The 21266-nt window shown below is 39.4% G+C and carries 18 protein-coding genes; 5 read left to right on the forward strand and 13 right to left on the reverse strand.

Annotated features, from left to right (window positions below; genetic code table 11):
• Window positions 1–264: 264 nt before the first annotated feature.
• Complete coding sequence (locus tag DV702_RS13365; protein ID WP_114925202.1) at window positions 265–984, reverse strand: polysaccharide deacetylase family protein; 720 nt, start codon at window positions 982–984, stop codon at window positions 265–267.
• A 188-nt stretch (window positions 985–1172) separates the two neighbouring features.
• Here DV702_RS13365 and DV702_RS13370 point away from each other — a divergent pair, with 188 nt between their 5' ends.
• Window positions 1173–1712 carry an ECF transporter S component gene (locus DV702_RS13370; protein WP_114925203.1) on the forward strand — a complete coding sequence of 180 codons (540 nt, stop codon included), beginning with the start codon at window positions 1173–1175 and terminating at the stop codon, window positions 1710–1712.
• A 102-nt stretch (window positions 1713–1814) separates the two neighbouring features.
• Here DV702_RS13370 and DV702_RS13375 read toward each other — a convergent pair whose 3' ends face one another.
• From DV702_RS13375 to DV702_RS13385, 3 genes are all read right to left on the reverse strand, one after another.
• Window positions 1815–3659: an SLC13 family permease gene (locus DV702_RS13375; protein WP_114925204.1), complete on the reverse strand. Its 1845-nt coding sequence runs from the start codon at window positions 3657–3659 to the stop codon at window positions 1815–1817.
• A 122-nt stretch (window positions 3660–3781) separates the two neighbouring features.
• Window positions 3782–5281 (reverse strand): malate:quinone oxidoreductase, encoded by a 1500-nt coding sequence (locus tag DV702_RS13380; protein ID WP_114925205.1) that lies wholly within the window; start codon window positions 5279–5281, stop codon window positions 3782–3784.
• Between the two features lie 382 nt (window positions 5282–5663).
• On the reverse strand, window positions 5664–6854 hold the full coding sequence (locus DV702_RS13385; protein WP_114925206.1) for a DUF4317 domain-containing protein: 1191 nt from the start codon (window positions 6852–6854) through the stop codon (window positions 5664–5666).
• Window positions 6855–7023: 169 nt separating this feature from the next.
• Here DV702_RS13385 and DV702_RS13390 point away from each other — a divergent pair, with 169 nt between their 5' ends.
• Window positions 7024–7446, forward strand: coding sequence for an organic hydroperoxide resistance protein (locus tag DV702_RS13390; RefSeq protein ID WP_114925207.1), 423 nt, complete (start codon window positions 7024–7026; stop codon window positions 7444–7446).
• Between the two features lie 99 nt (window positions 7447–7545).
• Here the strand turns inward: DV702_RS13390 and DV702_RS13395 are convergent, their stop codons facing one another.
• From DV702_RS13395 to DV702_RS13440, 9 genes are all read right to left on the reverse strand, one after another.
• Window positions 7546–8292, reverse strand: coding sequence for an alpha/beta hydrolase (locus tag DV702_RS13395; protein ID WP_114925208.1), 747 nt, complete (start codon window positions 8290–8292; stop codon window positions 7546–7548).
• 19 nt (window positions 8293–8311) lie between these two features.
• Window positions 8312–8929 (reverse strand): NUDIX hydrolase, encoded by a 618-nt coding sequence (locus DV702_RS13400; protein ID WP_114925209.1) that lies wholly within the window; start codon window positions 8927–8929, stop codon window positions 8312–8314.
• An 879-nt stretch (window positions 8930–9808) separates the two neighbouring features.
• Window positions 9809–10579: a class B sortase gene (gene srtB / locus DV702_RS13410; protein WP_114925211.1), complete on the reverse strand. Its 771-nt coding sequence runs from the start codon at window positions 10577–10579 to the stop codon at window positions 9809–9811.
• A gap of 227 nt (window positions 10580–10806) precedes the next feature.
• Window positions 10807–11583, reverse strand: coding sequence for an ABC transporter ATP-binding protein (locus DV702_RS13415; protein WP_114925212.1), 777 nt, complete (start codon window positions 11581–11583; stop codon window positions 10807–10809).
• A gap of 6 nt (window positions 11584–11589) precedes the next feature.
• The gene (locus DV702_RS13420; protein WP_114925213.1) at window positions 11590–12555 is read right to left on the reverse strand and encodes a FecCD family ABC transporter permease; all 966 of its coding nucleotides are present in this window, start codon (window positions 12553–12555) and stop codon (window positions 11590–11592) included.
• 33 nt (window positions 12556–12588) lie between these two features.
• Complete coding sequence (gene isdE / locus DV702_RS13425; protein WP_114925945.1) at window positions 12589–13470, reverse strand: heme ABC transporter substrate-binding protein IsdE; 882 nt, start codon at window positions 13468–13470, stop codon at window positions 12589–12591.
• Window positions 13471–13512: 42 nt separating this feature from the next.
• On the reverse strand, window positions 13513–14727 hold the full coding sequence (locus tag DV702_RS13430; RefSeq protein WP_114925214.1) for an NEAT domain-containing protein: 1215 nt from the start codon (window positions 14725–14727) through the stop codon (window positions 13513–13515).
• Between the two features lie 91 nt (window positions 14728–14818).
• Window positions 14819–16249 carry an NEAT domain-containing protein gene (locus tag DV702_RS13435; RefSeq protein WP_114925215.1) on the reverse strand — a complete coding sequence of 477 codons (1431 nt, stop codon included), beginning with the start codon at window positions 16247–16249 and terminating at the stop codon, window positions 14819–14821.
• Window positions 16250–16251: 2 nt separating this feature from the next.
• Window positions 16252–16932: an NEAT domain-containing protein gene (locus DV702_RS13440; protein WP_240315625.1), complete on the reverse strand. Its 681-nt coding sequence runs from the start codon at window positions 16930–16932 to the stop codon at window positions 16252–16254.
• Between the two features lie 430 nt (window positions 16933–17362).
• Here DV702_RS13440 and DV702_RS13445 point away from each other — a divergent pair, with 430 nt between their 5' ends.
• The 3 genes from DV702_RS13445 to DV702_RS13455 all read left to right on the forward strand — a co-directional run bounded on the left by DV702_RS13445 (window position 17363) and on the right by DV702_RS13455 (window position 21097).
• Window positions 17363–18175 (forward strand): DUF817 domain-containing protein, encoded by an 813-nt coding sequence (locus tag DV702_RS13445; RefSeq protein WP_114925216.1) that lies wholly within the window; start codon window positions 17363–17365, stop codon window positions 18173–18175.
• Between the two features lie 140 nt (window positions 18176–18315).
• Window positions 18316–20112, forward strand: coding sequence for a sensor domain-containing diguanylate cyclase (locus tag DV702_RS13450; protein WP_240315626.1), 1797 nt, complete (start codon window positions 18316–18318; stop codon window positions 20110–20112).
• A 337-nt stretch (window positions 20113–20449) separates the two neighbouring features.
• Window positions 20450–21097 carry a GntR family transcriptional regulator gene (locus tag DV702_RS13455; protein ID WP_114925217.1) on the forward strand — a complete coding sequence of 216 codons (648 nt, stop codon included), beginning with the start codon at window positions 20450–20452 and terminating at the stop codon, window positions 21095–21097.
• Window positions 21098–21266 lie beyond the last annotated feature (169 nt).

Consider the following 21266-nt stretch of genomic DNA (forward strand, 5'->3'; position numbering starts at 1 on the left):
ATCAGCTAAAGCCGCCCATCTATTTCTATCGCCTAACTCGTTTTTAAATGAATGGATAGATTATACATACTATCGTTAATCAATAGGTCTGTTATGAGAATCCACTAAACTAACAGTGAAAAACCGCCAAAGATGGTGTACTTTCGGCGATCACAGTTCAATTCTTCTCGCTTTGTTGCGAGGTATTGAAACTCGTGCTGATCTGCAGATGTAAGCCATTTTTGACGGTTTAGTAGCTACGAATAGATATCAAAATAGACTACCTTACTTAATGTGATTATAAGGTGGTACAACGACAAACTCTGTTTCTTTCTTTACAGCTTCCTCCAAATATATCTCAAGCTTATCCAACATATGTACAGGGGCTAAATCATCAGCGCCTGGATTAGTGCCATCATCATGCAAAAGTATAATGGATCCGTTAGCCGGTACATTTCGCAATCCATCTAACAATCCGTCCTCACATCGCTCTACTTTCCAGTCCTGAAAAACATGCGTCCAAAAAACAATTTGATAAGGCTTGGAGTAATATAAAGTAAAAGCATTCATGAAGCCCCATGGTGGTCTGTAGACAGTTGGAGATTCACCTATCACGTTACTAATTGCTCGATGCGTTTCTCTAATTTCTTTTTCCAATTGCGAAGGTGTCAAAAGCCAGCTTGATGTATGACGATCATGATGGATACCTATTTGATGACCTTCGTTATACATACGTTCAATAATTTTTGGATACATCCGTACTTTTTCCCCCACGACAAAAAATGTAGCTTTTATATCGTATTGCTGTAATAAGTCTAGCAGCCGCAACGTATAGACAGGATGCGGTCCATCGTCGAACGTTAATGCAATACCTCTTTTCGCCGGTATGCGTTTCATCACTTTATAGTTCGTCAAACGAATGAGAGCGGTAGCACCCATTCCATAGGCTAGCGGTGCGAGTGCCAGTATACCTGTCACTAGCCAGGCTGTTTTTCGTTTACCCATAAAACTACTTCCCTTCTTTGTTTATAAATCATGTACGTGTGACGTGCTCCTTTACTACACTTCTATACCCCTATACTGTTGTTCAGAATCTCTGACCCTTAAACATTAATAGAAATTGATACTTTTAAAAATACCAGATTACCTTTATTCTAAATTTACTAATCTATAATGTTAGGGAGGTTCAATCCATGCAGAAAATACAAAGCCATAGAACACCTCATACAAAAACGTTTGATTTGATACTGACGTCGATGCTTGCTTCACTCGTGTTCATAGCAACACTTCTATTAAATATTAAATTACCGATTGCGGCAAATGGTGGCTTAGTCCATCTTGGCACAGCTATGCTTTTTATGGCCTCCATCTTATTCGGTCCTAAAAAAGGAGCTATTGCCGGTGCGATCGGGATGGGCATGTTTGATTTAGTCGGTGGCTGGGTGTTGTGGGCACCATTTACATTTATAACCCGTGGTCTTCAAGGATATATCGTCGGTAAGATTGCTTGGTCTAACGGACGCAGAGGAACGAGTTTTAAATACAACTTGCTGGCTATGCTAGCTTCGGTTCCATTCATGATTGCTGGTTATTATATTTGCGAACGCATTCTTTTTAATAGTTGGATCATTCCATTGGCTTCGATTCCCGGAGACGTCCTGCAATGCATCGTTGGAATCGCAATCGCAATTCCTGTATGTGCAATGTTGAAGAAAGTGCCGATGTTTAAGTAAGTTAGTTGTACAATCTAAAAACTCCTCTACCGTTTATGACGCCGGTAGAGGAGTTTTCTGTTAGCTCTGCAATCATTGCTTACTATTTTTCTTTGTTTTTATTTACAGTGGAAATAATAGAGGAATCGCAATCATCATGACGACAAACATGATGAGTTGTAATGGAATTCCTATTTTTGCAAAGTCTTTGAAAGAATATCCTCCTGCCGTCATAACTAGCGCATTTGTCGGGGAAGCCACTGGTGTCGCGAATGACATACTAGCTCCTACCGCGACGGCAAGTAGAAACGCATACGGATTTACATCCAAAGTTAATGCAGCACTCATCGCAATGGGCGCAAATAATACAGCAGTTGCCGTATTACTGATGAACTGCCCAAAGATCATAGTTAATAAATAAACACCGCCAAGTACGCCGATTGCTCCGAACCCGCCAAGCACTTGAATGATCCCTTGTGACAATAATTCCATTCCCCCAGAATTCTCCAATGCGGTCGCCATTGGTAGCATGGCGGCTATTAAAATAATACTTTCCCAGTTAATTTGTCCATACGCATCGTCCATATTTCGTACACAGCCCGTCAATATCATTAAAACAGCTGCGATTAATACAGAAATAACTGCCGGAAATACTTCGGAAATCATTAATCCGACCATGAGCGCCATTATGATTCCAGCCGTTAATGCTTTACCGTTTGCCGAAGCAAGACCCGCATGCTCTTTAGGCTGCCCCACAATCACGACGTCTTTTGTTTCACTAGCTAATAATTCTATAGAGTCCCATGAACCTTGGACAAGAAGCGCATCCCCAAAGCGTAATTGTTTTTTCGACATGTCTTTCAATACTTGTTTTCCTTGACGATTAATACCGATAATATTCAAATTATACGTTTCACGAAAACGAATACTACGAATATCTTGATTGATTAGACGAGAGTGTGGGGTCAACAGTACTTCTGCAACCCCCAATTCTTTCGACACTAAATCTTCAGCTTCTGATTGTTGTTCTACCGAAAGCAAACCATATTCATTGGCTAAATCCTCTACATTTTTGGCAGAACCTTGCAAATATAAAATATCATTTGCTTCAATAATACTGTTGGGACCTGCCATTTCCTGAAATGTCATAGGTAAGAATTTAATACCTTCCATCGACTTACGTTCGATTTTAAGTACACATAACTGAAAACGTGCAGGAATTTTTAATTGTGATAAGCGCTGACCAACCATCCAAGAGTCTTCTGGTACTTTCACTTGTAGCAAGTTACCGCTCAGACTATAATCTTTTGCCAACTGCTTCGTAGACAACGGATGAGATGTTTGACCTTTTGTTTTACGCATCCCCTTTGGTACAATTCGGTGGCGCATCAAAAACAAATACACTACACCTACTGCAACGCCAATGATTCCAATCGGAGTAATTTGAAAGAAGCTTAACTTGTCAAAACCATTATCAACAAGCAACTGCGATACGATTAAGTTAGGCGGTGATGCAATTAGTGTTAAAAGGCCCGAGAAGCTAGCCATATAGGACAGTGGCAATAAATATTTGGAAGGACTGCTGCCGATACCAATAGCGATACTCACTACAATCGGCATCATTAATGCCACCGTTCCAGTGTTACTCATAAAAGCTCCAACAAACGCTACAATCAACAACAATAAAATAAATAAACGCTTTTCACTATCGCCCGAATAACGCAGTAATACATTACCTGCCATTTGGGCAAGACCTGTCCGCAAAATTCCCGCTCCTACGATAAACAGACCTGCGATCATAATAACGACTGAATTTGAAAAACCAACGAGCGCCTCCGCTGGTTGTAAAATCCCTGTCAATACGAATGCCAAAAGCGCTAACACCGCCACAAGATCTGCACGCAATCGATTAGTCATAAATAATATGACGGTAGTGCCTAAAATTCCAAACGTAACTAATAACTCCAACGTTCTCAGTATCCCTTCTCCAACTGTTTTGTATAGTGTATACGATTCGACGACATAATAGAATGAGTCATCAAAAAGCTCTGTTACTATTAAATCGTAACAGAGCTTTTTTAGTTCATTATTTAACTATGAACGACTTCTTTTTTAACTAATTCAAGAGTTTTCGCTGTAGATGCATGAACTTCTTTAAGAAGCTCAGGATTCTCTGCTAATTGCTTCCCGTAAGAAGGAATCATTTCTTTCAATTTTGGCTCCCATTCTTTTACTTGCTCTGGGAAACATTTATTCATCAAGTCCAGCATAACTGCAACTGCTGTAGAAGCACCTGGGGAAGCGCCTAACAATGCTGCAATCGAGCCGTCTGCGTCTGTTACTAGCTCTGTACCGAACTGCAACGTACCTTTGCCATTTGCTGTGTCTTTAATAACTTGTACACGCTGGCCAGCTGTCCATAGTTCCCAATCTTCGCTTTTTGCATCCGGGATGAAATCGCGAAGCTCGTCCATGCGCTGTTCCTTTGTTTGTACAACTTGTTCTACTAAGTACTTAGTCAATGACATGTTTTTAGCACCACATGCAAGCATCGTTGTTAAATTATTCGGTTTTACTGTACCAATCAAGTCAAACACGGAGCCTGTTTTTAGGAACTTTGGAGAGAAGCCTGCAAACGGTCCAAATAATAAAGACTTTTCGTTGTTAATATAGCGTGTGTCTAAGTGCGGAACCGACATTGGCGGTGCACCGACCTTCGCTTTTCCGTATACTTTTGCATGATGTTTTGCAATGACATCTGGGTTTTTACAGATCATGAAAATACCGCTGATCGGGAATCCGCCGATTTGCTTACTTTCTGGAATCCCTGTCTTTTGCAGTAATGGAAGACTTCCGCCCCCGCCGCCGATGAAAACAAATTTTGCTTTATGATATTCAAGCTTACCGTCTTTATTGTTCTTTATTTTTAATTCCCAATCGCCATCAGTTGTGCGTTTGATATCTTCTACTTGATGACCGTAGTTGATCTCAATGTCTGACTTTTGCATATGCTCAATTAGCATACGAGTCAGCGCACCGAAGTTCACGTCTGTTCCTGTGTCGATTTTAGTTGCTGCAATCGCTTCACTTAACTGACGATCTTTCATGATTAAAGGAATCCACTCTTTTAACTTTTCCGTGTCGTCGGAATATTCCATTCCTTCGAATAACGGATTCGCTGTCATCGCTTCAAAGCGCTTTTTCAAATATCTAACGTTTTCCTCGCCTTGAACTAAGCTCATATGCGGGAGAGGCATAATGAATTGGCTTGGATTTTCGATTAACTTCTTTTCAACTAGATGGGACCAAAACTGCATAGATAATTGAAATTGCTCATTTACCTTTGTAGCTTTAGTAATGTCAATTGAACCGTCTGCTTTTTCAGAAGTGTAGTTCAGTTCGCATAACGCTGCATGTCCAGTTCCAGCATTGTTAAGCTCATGAGAACTTTCTTCCCCTGCTTTGTCCAGCTTCTCAAACAATGAGATTTTCCAATCAGGTGCTAGTTCTTTAAGCATTGTCCCTAACGTCGCACTCATAATACCTGCACCGATTAAGATAACGTCTGATTTAGTTTGTATATTACTCATTTTGACCTTCCTTATATGTGAAATTTACAGAAATGTAAATGTTCCTAAATAAGGCGTCACAGCAAACATGGCGCACACTAGGAGCAAATCTTTCTGTCTCAGTTGACCATACTTCTACTAACATCTTTTTTAGTATACAACAAATATACCCAGTATTAAAGAGTGTTGTTTGTTTGTAAGGATTAAGATAGAAAAATGTCGCAATTTTGATACATTTTGTTGTTTTTGTGACGTTTCTCTTATCTGTCACATGATATTCATTAATTCTGTTCTGTACACCTATGTCATTCGATAGATTTCTAGCTGTCGATACATACTAATCTATACTATTTACAAAAAACTGTAGACAAACTCTACTATGCCAGAGTCCGCCTACAGTTGTTTATGTTAATAAATCTTCTGAAATCACTTTAAAGCCTTCGATGATCGTATCTTCCTCTACTTCAATTAAAATACACTGTTTTCCGTCATAATTCACCTGTTTTACATACTTTAGATCTGCTGGGCTTATAGAAATATTTGCGACCTTTGTTTCAATCTTAATAGACTTGGATGTATAGCTCGGCACGATATGACTTGCTTTCATCTCATACATCGTATCATCCACTACTGTTTCAAAAGCCGCTTCTACAGCTTGCGTGTCTACATAATCTACGCCACTCATTTTCAAGACACGCTCCACTTGGTACTTATCAATTACGGGTGCTTCTTCTGGTTCTTCCTCCTCTTCATCACCTTCAGTTAAACGATAGATGGCTTCGTACACATTGCCCAAAGTTTCTGTATCAACTTCGCCACCTACTACTTGTTTGACAATCTCTTCGAATACCGCTTTGTCGTCCGCCGCTGTCACGACTTCTTCGCCATTTAAGACGTTTTCGATAAATTGATAATCTGGCTTATTCGCTTTACCGGCTGCATATAAAATATGGTTGACATCCGCTGCATTATCGGTAAAACAAGGGAACAGAAAGCCCCCTATGGGAGACGTCAGATTAATAATAGGGTCCAGCATAGTATTTGACTTAAATTCTTTCTCAACAAAATCAAAGATGATAGAGCGTTTCGGCAAATCCGTCTGATTCATACTGCATAGAATGAAAGGCGTCGTGAATACTTCATCACGGGCATCTATTTCTGTTTCCTCACTAGACCTTTTTGTCTTCTTGAAATAATTCCCTCGAATAAATGTCACAACAAGATCTTTTTCATATTGCACATCCTGTACCATTTTTAAAGCCAAATGTTGCATTTCATCTCTCCACTGATCGGCTTCTTCCGCCTGCAACCCCTCATATAGAAGCTGTTGTGCGTGATCTGTCTCGTTCTCATTTTGCCTTTCAAATTTCACTTCAAATAATTTCACACCTAATTTTCCACCAAGTACTTTTTTGAAATTTGTCATGAAAAGCTCCTGCTGTTCACGTTCTAGTAATGCGAATGCCTGGCTTTCTTCATGATAAATTTCATGACTCTCTTGTCGGATATACACATTGTAAATATCTGTAACAGTTAGCAAGTCTGTCTCTAATTTAAATCGTTTGCGAATATCCGCAATATCATGTTTATTCATTATTCCACTCCTACGGCAAGTCATTATCTTTTTAATTATAACAAGTTCTTTCGAGAAGTTCTCAAAGAGTCTTCTTTCGTTACCATTTATATGACATCTATGCTTACATTGTTGAATAAAGGGTATAGCATAAAGGGAAACTTAAAACTACGTTAGGAGAAGTGATTTCATGTCAGAAAAACTATTTACGTCAACTGCAACTGCTACAGGAGGACGCGAAGGTCATGTAGCTTCATCCGACTCTGTTGTTGAATTCGATACGGCTATGCCTGGCAGTTCCCGCGCAAAAGAGCTGGCAAACGCCACAAACCCTGAGCAATTATTCGCAGCAGGCTATGCGTCTTGCTTTGACGGCGCCCTACAATTAGTAGCCAGTAAAGAACATGTGAAATTTTCATCGGAAGTTACCGCAAATGTCAGTCTGTGTAAAGATGAAGTAGACGGCGGGTTTAAATTGGAAGTGAAGTTGCAAGTAAAGGGCACGGATATTGAAAAAGACAAATTAGAAGATTTGGTAGAGAAAGCCCATCAATTCTGTCCCTACTCAAAAGCTACACGAGGCAATATAGACGTAACATTAGAAGTACTATAATATATAGTGACTTGCAGTGATATCGGCTAGTAACTAAAATGAATCAGGCAGGGAAAAACTATTCGTTTTTCCCTGCCTGATTTTTTCAATAGCCCCAGTTTACAATCCTTCTATCAACTCCATAATATACTTTGCTGTTTCTTCAATTTGTTGTTCATTCGTAATAGTAGCTTCGCCGTCGCCTTTCTGATGACCGTAATCACCGAAGCCACCATGGTTGCCCCCGTCTATTTCTATAAAACGTGCAGATGAAGGCAATTGTGTTTTAGCCGCTTTCACTTTAGTAAGATCTGCCACTTGATCATTACCTCCATATAGTGACAACGTTTGAATTTCTCTCTCACTTAAATCAGTTTCAGCTTGCGGATAGGATGCGAGTAATACAAGACCTTTTATCTTTTCATGGCGAAGTGCGTAGTCTGAAGCCGTGACACCACCTAACGAATGCCCGCCGATTATCCATGTATCGATCTCTGGATGGTTTCGAATGACTTTATCCGCTCTATCTGGTGAAAGGATGGCCAGATTAAATGGCAGCTTAGGAATGATAACAGTATACCCGTTTGAAGCAAGTTTCTTAGCTAACGGTGCATATGCGCCCGGAACTACTTTTCCCCCTTGATAGAAGATAAATCCAATATGCGTAGCTCCAGTTGCCGGTTCAAATAAAATATTCTTCTTATCTTCATCGACTAGCACCTGTGTATCCGTTTGTAAGTTTTCTTCCGCCCACGACTGAGCTTTGTATGGCGAACTGACAAAAGCGAAAAATCCTGCAAAAGCTAGTAAAAAAGCTACTGCGAGACTACTTAACAATTTCAATCGAAATGATTTTTTTCGTTTCATTCGCCCCATCCTCTTCCCCTCATTTCACCAGTGAAATAAAATGCTTTAAAATCCTCGCCGTTAATCCCCAGACTGTGTAATTTCCATACTCATAAAACCATTCTTCCAATGAATGTGCACGCCATTGGTATTGTTCCCCGTTCATGATTTTCTCGAAAGGAAAATTCTCAGGCGGTGCTGTTTCGATAGACACTAAGTGCATATAAGGCTCATGTTCAAGCAACCATTTCACAGGAATAGTAAACACTTCTTCCACTTCATCTTTGTTGTAACTGCGAATAATTTCATGATAGTCAATGGCCGCCACAAATGGATAGACGACGAATGATGGCGATGCAATATAGGGGCTTAACTCTCCTATTACATGAACGGTGTCAGGGTCAATTCCCAGTTCTTCTTGCGTCTCGCGCAGGGCTGCTGCTTTGGGAGAAGCATCTGTTATGTCAATTTTCCCTCCTGGAAAGCTGATATCACCCGGTTGTTTTCTCATTTTAAACGAACGCACTTCAAATAATACATGCCACTCACCATCCGCTTGTACTAGCGGAATCATGACAGCCGAACGGAAAGCAGTCTCTTCTCCAATGAATAATGATTTCTTTTCACATAATATATGCTGTAGTTGATCCAGATCCATGAAAGTTCCCCCACCTTATTGTTTTGTCTCCATCGTATCATTTGCTGATGGAATATTAAAGATTTGAAAAAAGGACTTTAAAGAAAGTGAATAGATGTGTTGAACGTTAGGTTATTGTTTCTGAAGTTTGGGTGGGGAATGGTAGGAGGCGTGCAGAAATAAAGTATGGGAAGTAACTTCTCCTGTACAGTGCAGAAAAAGGGTGTACGTATGAGGATTCTCCCTACAGAACCGGACGCTTTCCTGAGGGGGCGCGGTGGACTCGCCAGAAATGCGTTGGCGATTACACCTGTCAAATGCAAAGATGTGCTCCTTCTCGCTGCGCTTCACTCGCAAAAGCCGTCCTTCGCCACGGCTTTCCCTGATCCTCCAGGAGTCGCCGGTTCTTTCGGGAGAATCCTTGAGTTTTTGTCGGGAAACCAGTTGGTGTTCGTCCAGAAATAGAGTATGGTAAGTTCTGCTTCCTAAACAGTGTGGTGAAGCTTTGGATTTGCTGACTGAATGTATATAGGGTCATTTTTTCACTCAGTTCATCGAAACAGTCGTAGTAGCTAGCAACATTTCACCACTATCTAACTTCAAAAACGGTCAGATTATATCAGACAATTCTACTTGGTTTTCACTACCTACAAAGAGTGATCAACCTGTCTTGCCTATACAAAGTACGGCTTGGAGCTTACAGACGATCGACTCCGGGAGGATTAGGACGACAGGTGTAACCCGCAACGCACTATCGTGGGATCCACCGCGTATCGTCTGGAAGCGCAAGCCGCATGACACTCTAAGTCAGCTTCACTCTATCCATTCGCCATAGTCAAACTTATTTTCAAATAAAGGAATGAATTATACATATTATGGTGAATCAACAGGCTTAATAAATTATCTCTTTACTAATTTACCTTGGACGACATATCGCTTATCCTTACTATTTACTGAGTTATTACACGTCGATAACGTTACGATTCGGTCTTCTGTACCGACTGTGACAGGTGTGTTGATCAGTGAGCGTGATTGCACTTCTTGCAAATAGTGTGCGTATTCTTCTTTCGTCTGGAAATCCGTCTCAATGTAATAAAAGTCAATTGTCGTTTCATAGGCCGCAAACACTTCAATATCGTACCCTTCGTACAATGTATCTACATAAATAGTCGAATGTTCATCTGCGTACTCTTGCTGTCCAAACTTCTTTAAACTACCGAACATCGTATCGTTTTTCATCGCATGTCCATAAATGACTGTATTTTGATTCATATCCGTAATGTCATTACGAAAATCCATGAAGACACTTCCCGCACGGCTTTTCTCTTTGTTAAAATTTCGATTCAAATAAAAATCATTATCTTCTGACTGTAAAATCGGATTATTCACTTTTGTACCTTCTACTGATATCCATCCTACTATTTGTTCATTTACAGCGTGGAGTTTATGGAACTGCGGACGTATCGTGTCATATGATGGCTTTTTTTCGGCCTTACTTTCCACTACGGTCTCCGATGTCTCTTCCAGTGCTTTTTCGTAAATCATTTGCGTTTCCTGTAGAGAACTAGCAGCTTCTACATACGTATACAAATACTGTACTAATAAATAGCCTGAATAAAGAAATATTCCTAAGTACAGCAATGGCATATAGTTAGATAAACGTTTTTTCATTAAAAAACCTCCTATATAAGATGAGAATAAAAAGCTGCATTCACCTTAAAAAGTCGCTGTCCGTTACAGGCGGACGCTTTCCGCGGGCACGGCCTCAGCCGCTTCCCTCGCTGCGCTCAGTCCAGGGTCTTCGGCTCGCGCTGTTCCCGCAGGAGTCGCCACCTGTAACGAACAGCAACTAAGTGCGGTACAAGCAAAATTACTTTCCATGCGGAAAATTTAACTCATCATATATAGATACCGAGGGACATCATATAAAGACCAATCTCATCATCTTCCTTAAAGACGGCATGTACTCCATAGACTTCCTTTATCACTTCTTTTGTAATGACTTCTCGGGGTGGTCCTTCTGCGATAATCTTGCCGTTTTTCATCATAATAATGTCATCGCTATAACGAATTGCTTGGTTAATGTCATGCAACACCATCACAATAGTCAAGCCATGTTCTTCATTCAGAGATTTCACCAGCTCTAACAATTCAATTTGATAGTAAATGTCTAAGTATGTCGTCGGCTCATCTAAACAAAGGATTTCAGATTGCTGCGCAAGCGCCATCGCAATCCATACACGTTGCCGCTCTCCGCCAGATAATGCTTCCAAATCTTTATGCCGTTTTTCATGTAAATTCGTTACAGACAATGCCCAATTGATTGCTTGACGATCCTCTTCCTGATTACGTTGAAGTAATGTTTTGTACGGCAGGCGTCCGAATCCAACTAATTTTTCAATCGTTATATCTTTTGGCACATCATTTTGCTGATAGACAATCGCTAACTTCTTCGCAAATTCTTTTGGCTTGTACATGACCAAGTCCCGATTCTCTAAAGAAGCAGTTCCTGATTTAGGTGAATTACTTTTAGATATAACGCTCAGCAACGTAGACTTCCCGCAACCATTCGGCCCGATAATTGTTGTCACACGTCCTTTTTGAATAGTCGTTGAAATACCATCCAAATGATTCGTTATATTATCATGAGATACAATAATGTTGTTCATCTCCATAGCAGGTCACTCTTTTCGCAGTAAGAATATTAAAAATGGTCCACCGATAATGGCCATAATGGTCGAAGCGGGTATTTCAAGTGGTGATACAATCGTTCGACCAATAGTATCTGCCAGCAAAATAATCAATGCCCCTAGAAGAGCGGTAAACGGCAGTAATATTTTATGATCATAGCCAACTAACCGGCGCGCGATATGAGGCACTAATAATCCAACAAATGAAATAACCCCCGCAACGACTACTGAAATTGCTGATAACAGCACGGCAACCGCTGCAATAATTAGTCGCGCACGCGCCACGTGAAAACCTATACTCTTTGCTGTTTTATCTTGCAGTACTAATAAGTTACACCAGCTATACAAGACGAACGCCAAAACCAAACCAATCGTTCCGTATGTAGTAATAGTCGAAACATCTTTCCATGTGCGCATCGTTAAATTGGATCCGATCACGCTTGCAGCTGAGACGTTTAGCGATCCCCCAAAACTAATGAACGCTTCCGTTAAGCCTGTAAACATCGCATTGATCGCAATTCCAACCAATATCAATTTCAACGGACTTAAACCTGATTTCCAAGACAATGCAAACACTAGGAAACAGGCAAAAGCCCCGCCCATGAATGCGAATAACGGCGTCATGAAAAATAAGGCAGGGAAAAACGAAATAATGAATAATTGTACAAATGCTGCGCCGGAAGATATTCCAATGATTCCTGCATCCGCCAGAGGGTTGCGCATAATTGATTGGAGGAGAACACCCGAAACAGAAAGTGCCGCACCCGCAAATAAGGCGACGATAATTCTTGGAAAGCGCAGATCACGGATCGCTTCCATCTGGCTATTCCCTTGCTCAAATAGCGCGCCCAAAAATTCGAAAAAACCCATTTTAATGCTACCTGTCGTGGCCGAGTAAACGATTGTGATTACGAGCAACGATACGACCACTACGTAGCTAATCATTCTTTTTGTCATAACGGACTTCCTTTTCCCACTTCATTCGTCTAATTAACGATAAAAGATTTTCATTAACTCGCTTAACGCTTCAGGCACTTGCAATGAAGCCGTCGTTCCGAAAAGTGATTCTTCCAAGTCATATACTTTACCATTTTTCACCGCGTCGAAATGCTTCCATATGTCATTCGTTTTGAATTCTTCGTCAAACATTTCCACTACTTCTTCGGGCATACCGTGAGACAGACGCAAAATAATATCAGGATTACTATTATGAAGGTATTCTGTGTTAGACGATAAATATTCCGGCTCCTGTCCTTCCATTACATTCGTGCCGCCTGCTCGTTTCACCAAATCACCTGCATAAGAGTTTTCAGTTGCGACTAAGTAACTCCCTGGAATCCCGAGTAAGATCAACACATTTGGCCCTTTTCTATTAGCAGCGACGACTTCTGCCGCTTCGATACGCTTTTGTAAGTCAGTAACTAGTCGATCTGCCTGCTGTTGACGATCATAGCGTTCACCAAGCAACTGAATTTCCTGAATCATGGAATCTATACTTTGGAAATTTAAAAAATTTGTCGGGATGTCTAATTGTTTGAAACTGTCTTCTAAGTCATATTCTAGTGTTGAAACAGATAAGAAGTCTGTTGGATCCATTGATTTCACGGTTTCCATGTCAGGTGTCATCGCGTTGCCGATTGTCGGAAGACCGTCAAATCGACTAGCCAATTGTTTTTCCGACTCCGGGACAGCAATTGCATCGAGCTCTAGTTTATCCAAGATTTCCGCAATGACGACCGTTCCCGCAATGATTCGCTGTTCACTTTTTGCTGGATTGTTCACTTCATCCGAATCTGCCACAGTTGTCTTGGCTTCAGGCTCACTGCTACACCCCGCAATTATTACCACTGTCATAATTGCTAGTACGTACATAAGAGTTTTAAAATATTTCTGCACGTTCTACTCCTCCGCTCTTTATCTTTTCATGCTCGTCTTTCGTCTACTGATCAATCGACGGATAAATAACACAGCTGACACACCACATAAGCTCGTTAGTATCATAACCTTCATCACATCCATTGAAATCTTCAGTTCATCTGTTTGTTCTGCAGCTATTTCTTCTTGTACTGGTTCACTTGCCACTTGCGCAATCTCTGTCGGTTCTTCTTTCACTACTTCATCTAACGTTCGGTCAAATTCCAGATTTTCTTCAGGAGCCGCCTCAGGTATCGTCTCTACTGGAATGTCTTCTTTTTCAACTGGCTTTGTCACCCTCGCTGGTCGTAATGGTTTGGCAGGTTCTTCAGATCTTTTTGCCATAGACGACTTCGCCTGACTTTGAACTGCTTGTCCACTTTGTGTGATGTATGGTTTCACTTGTGCCTGATCAAATGAAAGATCTACGAAATAATTATAAGAATACGTCAACTCCGGTAGATTCACTTCAACCCATAGCTTGCTCTTTTTTTGAAAATCCTCAATCTCAAACTCAATCGTTTTTAACGGCTCTTCGTGAGAAACTACTTTAGGCTCCATCATTTCACCTTTTTGTTCCACTGTTATGTCAGTAATCCAAGCCGACTTTGTAATTTGCATATGTGCATAATATCGATTTCCTCTTTTAAAGATTTTCATATAAGGTTCTACATATTCATTCATCACAGACCGTTCTTCTGTTCCATATGTCAGCAACGTAAAGCTCACTCTGTCTAAGTGCTGCAGCTTATCTGATTCATCGCTTGCCGAAGGAATTGGTTGTGTTGCCGGTAATGAGTTCTCATTCATCATAAGAATTTGTGAAAACACTACTTCCTTATTGTCTGTAGGTTTTTTATATGTTCCAGCAAGCACAAACTTTTGTTTTGTGCTTTTTATATCAAACTGAACTAAACTTTCAGCCGTACGTAGCGAAGTTGACATGTTTTCACCTTGTTGTGTAACGGCAACCGAAGTCATGACATGTCCTGGCTTTATTTTAACTGCAACTAGTTGACGGCCCTCCCGAACAGTCAATACAGCCTTTTTATCGAATAAAACACCTTGTCCTGCAACTTCCTCTGATAGAAAACTTAGTTCAACTTGATACACACCATCCGCTATAGACCGCTCGTTTGCATAACTGATGAAAGTTGAAGGAAGCAACGTAGAGATGACAAGCAGACAAGTACACAAGAATACTATTCTTTTCATTCTACATCACTCCTTTCTGTACAATCATCGGTAATAAAACAACAGCAACTTCCTTTCGTCTACAGACGAAAGGAAGTATAAATAGGTGCTATTATTTGTTCATATACTCCAATGAACCGTTTAAAATTTTAGCCATTTGTGTACGCTTCAATGAATCACCAGATTGGATTAGCACTTTTCCATCCGATTGCTTAGAACCAGTCATGATTTTCCCAGCATATAATAGTGCAAATGCCTTTTTAGATTCAGGATCTGTAACGACTGCTCCATCTGCGTAGTAGCCAAGGCTTGTATCAATACCAGTAGCCATATCTTTACCAGCTACTACATTTACTGCGCGATATAACATTAATGCACCTTGTTGGCGTGTCAATGTGTTATTTGGGTTGAACTTTTCATTTTTCTGAACAATTCCTGCTTGTGCAAGTGCGTTGATCGCATCAACACGTTCTTGGTCTGTAATGTTTCCAAGGTCTTTAAATCCAACTGACCCTGTAGACTTTAAATCTAATGCACGTGCAATCATTAATGCAAACTGTGAACGCGTAATATTATTACGTGGGTTAAATTTGTCTGCCCCTTTAACAATTCCTTTATTGTAAAGTGCAAGGATTGCTTCTTTATTTCCGTCTTTATCGATATCTTTAAATGGATTTGCTGTCGGAGCTGGCTTTTCTGCCGGCTTAGCACCATCAAATCCAAGTTGCACTTTATGATTGGAGTCGTATTTGACACCAGCTTCATCTACAATTACGTGAAGTTCTGCGTTTACTAACTTTTTCAAGTCTGCCACTTTGAATGTATACGTACGAGCACCAGTAGCTTTATCGTCCGTTGCGATTGCTACTTTTTTGCCGTCCACTTTAAATTCTTGAATATAATGACCTTTAGGGAAAGTAACTGTCACGTCATTGCCTTGTGCTCCTTTTACAACACTTGCTGTAGCTGACATATAGTTCTTCATTACAGACTCTTCACTTGTACCATCTTTAAAGACTTTTACACTTACTTCCTGCGCAACAACGACTGGTTCATTTTTAGCAGTTTTCGCTTCAAAGTCAAATGGATACCACTTATCGATGTTTGCGAAAGGTGCTACCACATGAAGCTTTCCTGAATAAATTTTACCTATCTCTAATGGGAAGCTGTACGTAGTTGTACCATCAGCATTTTTTACTGATTCTGCTTTGACAAATTCCTCGCCTTGTTTCGTTTGCAACTCTGCAATCATAGATGCGGATTTAGCAACTACCGTCAGATTTGCATACTGCTTACCATCTTTTTCAACAACTGTGCCTCGAGGAACGATATGACCGTTAATTGAAGGATATGCCGTAGTCGTACCTACTTCATACGCATGGAAATCTACTGCTTGTTCTTCAGCGATCGTCACTTTAAGTGCTGATTCTGCTTGGTTGCTCGTACTGACATTTGCTGATGCTACTGTTGGCAGAGCGAGTGATGCAGCGAGCATGGAAGCGAGTACTACCTTAGTAGCTCGTGATGATGATTTTTTCGTCATAATTACTGTTCCCCCTGTTTTGTTTTCAATCTAGTTCTATAAAGTAAAAATGCTGAACCTGCTAACGCAATCATTAGTAGGTACGGCGTTGAATCACTAGTTTGCGGATTAGCTACTTGAGTAGTTGTTGTAGAAGGTTTCGTAATGTTCCCGCTTGTGTTGATATTGATGCTAGTGCCTGGTTTTGGTGTAGTCGATGGTGTCGTAGTCGGTGGTGTTGTAACAGGTGGTGTCGTGTTACCGGTTGCCGGTGGTGTCACTTGGCTATTATTATCTTCGAATACAATAGACACGCTATATTCGTGATGATAATTAATATCCTCCACATCGACTTTCATAGCGGCAATTACCGGTTTTGATATGTCACTAACATTAAACTCTACCACTCGTGTATCAGCCTTTAGATCTTCATTTAGAACTTTAGCTCCTCCTGGAGGATCGAACTTTGTAATCCATGAACTATTTTTTAATGTTAGTTGCACTACCGCTGAACCATTTGATACCGTTGCAACTGCCGGTTTTACGAAGTAATCATTCGCAATTGATGCGGAATTGCTATTTGGTTGGTTCACTTGATACGTAAGTGAATGTGTACCGTTCGCAATTTGTGCGGAGGCTTGTGGCAAAGCTACAGTGAGCATCAAAATACTGGCTAGTAAAGTAAATAAGAAACCTTTTTTCACTTGTTGTTACTCTCCTCTCACTAGATATTGTACATAGTTTAATAAAATTCACCTGAATTCCAATCGTTGGATATAATTACCCTCTTAAATTATCTCATAAATTCATATAGACAACGATGAAAATCTATTTTTCTATATATGTAAATGTGTCTAATATGTGACGAATTATATGGATATAATTGAGAATTATTATCATTAGTAATATATCCCTTCTAGCTAACTATGTCAATTGCTTCTTACACAGTTCGAAAAAAATGACACTAGTAAAGGAGGGAAAGTAACTCCATACCTCACCATGGCTAATCAAAAGACTGGTTTTTTACATTACTATCCATAACGTTCCACGTGAAACCTTTAATTTCCCGAGAAATGAACTTTACTACTGTAATACTCGTCATAATAGATTCCATTAATAAAAAGGTGGTGGACTATGAAATTTACTACACGATCGATACGCAAAACTTCCACGCAGCTACAAAGGGGGTTTCAACAGCTATTCTACTTTGGTTGGCAACAAGCTCTCTCCTGTCTCTTCCCTGTCATTATATTTAGCTCTTTAGCATTTACACAAATTTATACATTCCCCTTTTTACCTCGCTATGATTGGCTGCTACTCATATTCTTAGTCACGCAATGGTGGATGGTACGGTCAGGATTAGAAACTCGCGATGAATTAAAAGTCATCACGTTATTTCATTTAATCGGGCTAACACTTGAAATCTTTAAAGTACATATGGGTTCTTGGTCATACCCGGAAAAAGGTTACTTCAAAGTGTTAGACGTTCCTCTATATAGCGGCTTTATGTATGCAAGTGTAGCGAGTTACTTATGCCAAGCGTGGCGGAGATTGGAAGTGAATTTGTTACATTGGCCTTCATTATGGGTTGTTGTTCCTTTGGCTTCTGCTATCTATTTGAACTTTTTCACACATCATTACTGGTTTGATCTACGCTGGTGGCTATCCGCTCTCGTAATAGTGGTCTTTTGGCGCTCTTCAGTTACTTATAGAGTAAATAACAGTCTATATCGCATGCCATTGGTACTTTCGTTTACACTAATCGGATTTTTCATTTGGATCGCTGAAAATATTGCTACATTTTTCGGTGCTTGGAAATACCCAAATCAAGCAGAAAGTTGGCACTTTGTCGGTTTAGGAAAGTTAAGTTCTTGGTTGCTACTCGTTATTGTCAGTTTTCTTATTGTTGCTACGCTAAAAAATATTAAACATTCAACCCATGAATAATTCTATTAAAGCACATAAATGAAACCACTTTATACATGTTGTTATGCTAGGATAAAATAACTATTTTCAAGTTGAATAAATATCCTTTTCATGGTACTATAATACAAATAATTATATTTTTTTAGAAAGAAGGTGTAATTTTGCCTGAGAAAAATAGACTATATAAAAGTCTACTGCCTTTCTTCTTTCTTTCTATAATCATATTCTTTGTATTACTTTACGTGCCTAATTCAACTAGCAACAGTTCAACTCACTCTTCAGAGACTATTGAACTAGGAACGCATTATAACGTTTTTCGAGATCCGACAAATGCGGTAACTATCCATGACATCGTGTCCGGTGAGATGGATTCTTCATTTGTTCCAAGCACAGAAAAATATTTATCTTTTTGGCATACAGACGACACGATCTGGCTTAAGTTAATAGCTGACGATGTTTTAACAAAAACAGATCAAAACTATTGGCTAGAATACGATGATAAAGTAGAAGTTATGAATATGTATGTAGTAAGAGAGGACGGTTCATTTGAACTAACTGAAGGAGGGTTATTAAATGTTAAAGAGCAACAGATTACGTATCATTCTTTTCTTTATGAAATAGAAAATCCTTCTTCCGTTACAGAAATTTATTTGCAAATTGAAGGACAGTTACCATTAACTATTTTTACGACGCTCTACTCTACTAACGGATTAATAGAAAATGTCATGTCCTATAAATTTTATACAGGAACATTTTATGGTTTCTTAACCGCTTTGCTTGTTTATAATTTATTTTTATATGTTTCATTTAAAGATCGATCGTACTTATATTACTCTCTTTACATGTTTAGTTTCATGTTATTCCAAGCTACGATGAACTCTTTTGACGTAGAATTACTCGGTCACGTATTGCCAGGGTGGTTCTTCACAAAAACGTTGGCAGTGAGTTGTAGTCTCATGGTAATTTTTATGATTTTGTTTGGTAAAGAATTTTTAGAGTTAAAACACCGATTACCTACCGCAGATAAAATACTGAATATTTCGGTAATTATTTCATGTTTATCTATTGTGGGTGTGTTCGTAGGGCTTAGTCAATACGTCGTTGATATGTTTATTACCATGTTCTCTGTTATAGTACTCATATTCCTTTGGTTTACTGGGCTTTATTCCTTAATAAAAGGTTATAAGTCAGCTCGCTTTTACATGCTAGGATGGAGTATTTTGCTTGGTTCTGTAATTATTCAAGGATTGGCCATGTTGGAAATTATTCCTCTTTCATTGATCATTTTTGAGGAGATTCCTTCCTACAGCGCAATGTTTGAAGCAGTCATTTTATCTGTAGCTTTAGTAGACAAGGTCAGTATTATTATAAAAGAAAATCGACAAACTCAAGAAGAGTTAAATGAAATGTTGGAGCTGAAAGTAACGGAACGAACAAAGCAGCTTGAAAATATACAAGTAGAATTAGAGCACTTAGCTAATACGGATCGACTGACGCAAGTTCCGAATCGCGTTCGTTTGGATCATGTTTTAGAACACGAATTTACACAAGTACAGACTGGATCTGTTCCACTTTCTGTTATTATGATAGACTTGGATTATTTTAAAAGTGTAAATGATACATTTGGCCACCAAGTGGGTGACTACGTATTAGTCGATGCGGCAAGATTATTCACCTCTACTATTCGAAAAAAAGATACGTTGGGGCGTTGGGGCGGAGAAGAGTTTCTAGTCATCTGTCCTTCTACTCCTTTGGAAGACGCCTTGCAACTTGCCGAAAGACTGCGTGTCCAGTTAGAACAACATTGCTTCTTAACAGTAGGTCAGAAGACAGCAAGTTTCGGTGTAGCTTCGTACGTGTCAAGCGATTCACTTAACTCGATGATTTCCCGATGCGACAAAGCGTTGTATAAAGCAAAAGAAAACGGAAGAAATCGTGTTGAATATATAAAAATATAACGTCTATCCCCTAATATGAACCAGGCAGAGAAAAACAAATAGTTTTCTCTGCCTGGTTTAGTTGAGAGGTGGTTATGCTGGAAAATAATAATTAATGAGTCTTCTTTCCTTAATTATGTGATAATCATCTACTCTCATAGAACAAGATATTCCGATCATAGATAGCTCACTTCCGCTCATTGAACACATCACAGTGTAATGTATATATTGATAATATGTTCATAATACAATACATTGTATACACAAAGGTTTGTGCGATTGTCAATATGTGCAGATGATTTTGCACCGACATGTAGCAGTGTCTGCTCAATTCTAATAAAAGGTAGGGAGCTGTAAAATGGGAAATTATTTATTGTTAAAAGATCATGTATATAACTATATTGTAGAACAAATAAATAACGGCGAGCTGGCTGCTGGCAGTAAGGTAAATGAGAGCGCGATTGGTGAAAGTCTAAAAGTTAGTAGAACACCCGTAAGAGAAGCATTGATCCAGCTTTCATCAGATGGGCTACTGGAATACGCTCCACGAAAAGGGTTTGTCATTAAGGAGCTTACGAAAGAAGAAGCAAAGGATACTTTTCTCATTATTGGTGCATTGGACGGTTTGGCGACTTCCCTATCCGCTCCTTTACTTACAGAAAAACAGTTAAAAGAAATGGAATTTTACATTATGAGCATGGACTTAGCCCTGAACTCTGAAAACTTTGCAATGTATCACAAAATGCAAGAGGATTTCCATAATGTCTATTTATCTATTTGTCCAAATAAAACATTAGTTGATTTATTATTTCAGTTGGAACGAAAGTTTTTAAAGAACTTAGAGAGCTTAAACGACACTGAATTCATAAAAAGTAAGCTTCTCCAAACGAATAATGAACATAGAAGAATGGTCGAACTTTTTAGAGAAGGTAATGTTGAAGAATTGGATCGATACATGAAAGAAGTGCATTGGAATACTGAAAAAGCAGAGATCATGCCTTTGTAAGTTCAGTCATTTGATTTTATTCAGGCAATCTTTTAATCTATGTAGCCGGACATTTGCGAAATAAGCAATGTCCGGCTTTTTTGTTCTCTTGCTACCCTCATTAAAAGTAAATTTCTATTATTAGGTTTTTATTCTTGAAAATTATAAAATACAATGTACAATATACAAT

It is taken from the genome of Sporosarcina sp. PTS2304 (assembly GCF_003351785.1).
Taxonomy (GTDB): Bacteria; Bacillota; Bacilli; order Bacillales_A; family Planococcaceae; genus Sporosarcina.

Bases quoted from the DNA above. Each gene is read 5' to 3' on its own strand.
- DV702_RS13390 (WP_114925207.1), top strand. From the start codon at position 7,024: ATGTCAGAAAAACTATTTACGTCAACTGCAACTGCTACAGGAGGACGC.
- DV702_RS13445 (WP_114925216.1), top strand. From the start codon at position 17,363: ATGAAATTTACTACACGATCGATACGCAAAACTTCCACGCAGCTACAA.
- DV702_RS13385 (WP_114925206.1), bottom strand. From the start codon at position 6,854: ATGAATAAACATGATATTGCGGATATTCGCAAACGATTTAAATTAGAG.
- DV702_RS13435 (WP_114925215.1), bottom strand. From the start codon at position 16,249: ATGACGAAAAAATCATCATCACGAGCTACTAAGGTAGTACTCGCTTCC.
- DV702_RS13400 (WP_114925209.1), bottom strand. From the start codon at position 8,929: ATGGATCTGGATCAACTACAGCATATATTATGTGAAAAGAAATCATTA.
- DV702_RS13455 (WP_114925217.1), top strand. From the start codon at position 20,450: ATGGGAAATTATTTATTGTTAAAAGATCATGTATATAACTATATTGTA.
- srtB (WP_114925211.1), bottom strand. From the start codon at position 10,579: ATGAAAAAACGTTTATCTAACTATATGCCATTGCTGTACTTAGGAATA.
- DV702_RS13365 (WP_114925202.1), bottom strand. From the start codon at position 984: ATGGGTAAACGAAAAACAGCCTGGCTAGTGACAGGTATACTGGCACTC.
- DV702_RS13395 (WP_114925208.1), bottom strand. From the start codon at position 8,292: ATGAAACGAAAAAAATCATTTCGATTGAAATTGTTAAGTAGTCTCGCA.
- DV702_RS13420 (WP_114925213.1), bottom strand. From the start codon at position 12,555: ATGACAAAAAGAATGATTAGCTACGTAGTGGTCGTATCGTTGCTCGTA.
- DV702_RS13415 (WP_114925212.1), bottom strand. From the start codon at position 11,583: ATGGAGATGAACAACATTATTGTATCTCATGATAATATAACGAATCAT.
- isdE (WP_114925945.1), bottom strand. From the start codon at position 13,470: ATGTACGTACTAGCAATTATGACAGTGGTAATAATTGCGGGGTGTAGC.
- DV702_RS13370 (WP_114925203.1), top strand. From the start codon at position 1,173: ATGCAGAAAATACAAAGCCATAGAACACCTCATACAAAAACGTTTGAT.
- DV702_RS13380 (WP_114925205.1), bottom strand. From the start codon at position 5,281: ATGAGTAATATACAAACTAAATCAGACGTTATCTTAATCGGTGCAGGT.
- DV702_RS13430 (WP_114925214.1), bottom strand. From the start codon at position 14,727: ATGAAAAGAATAGTATTCTTGTGTACTTGTCTGCTTGTCATCTCTACG.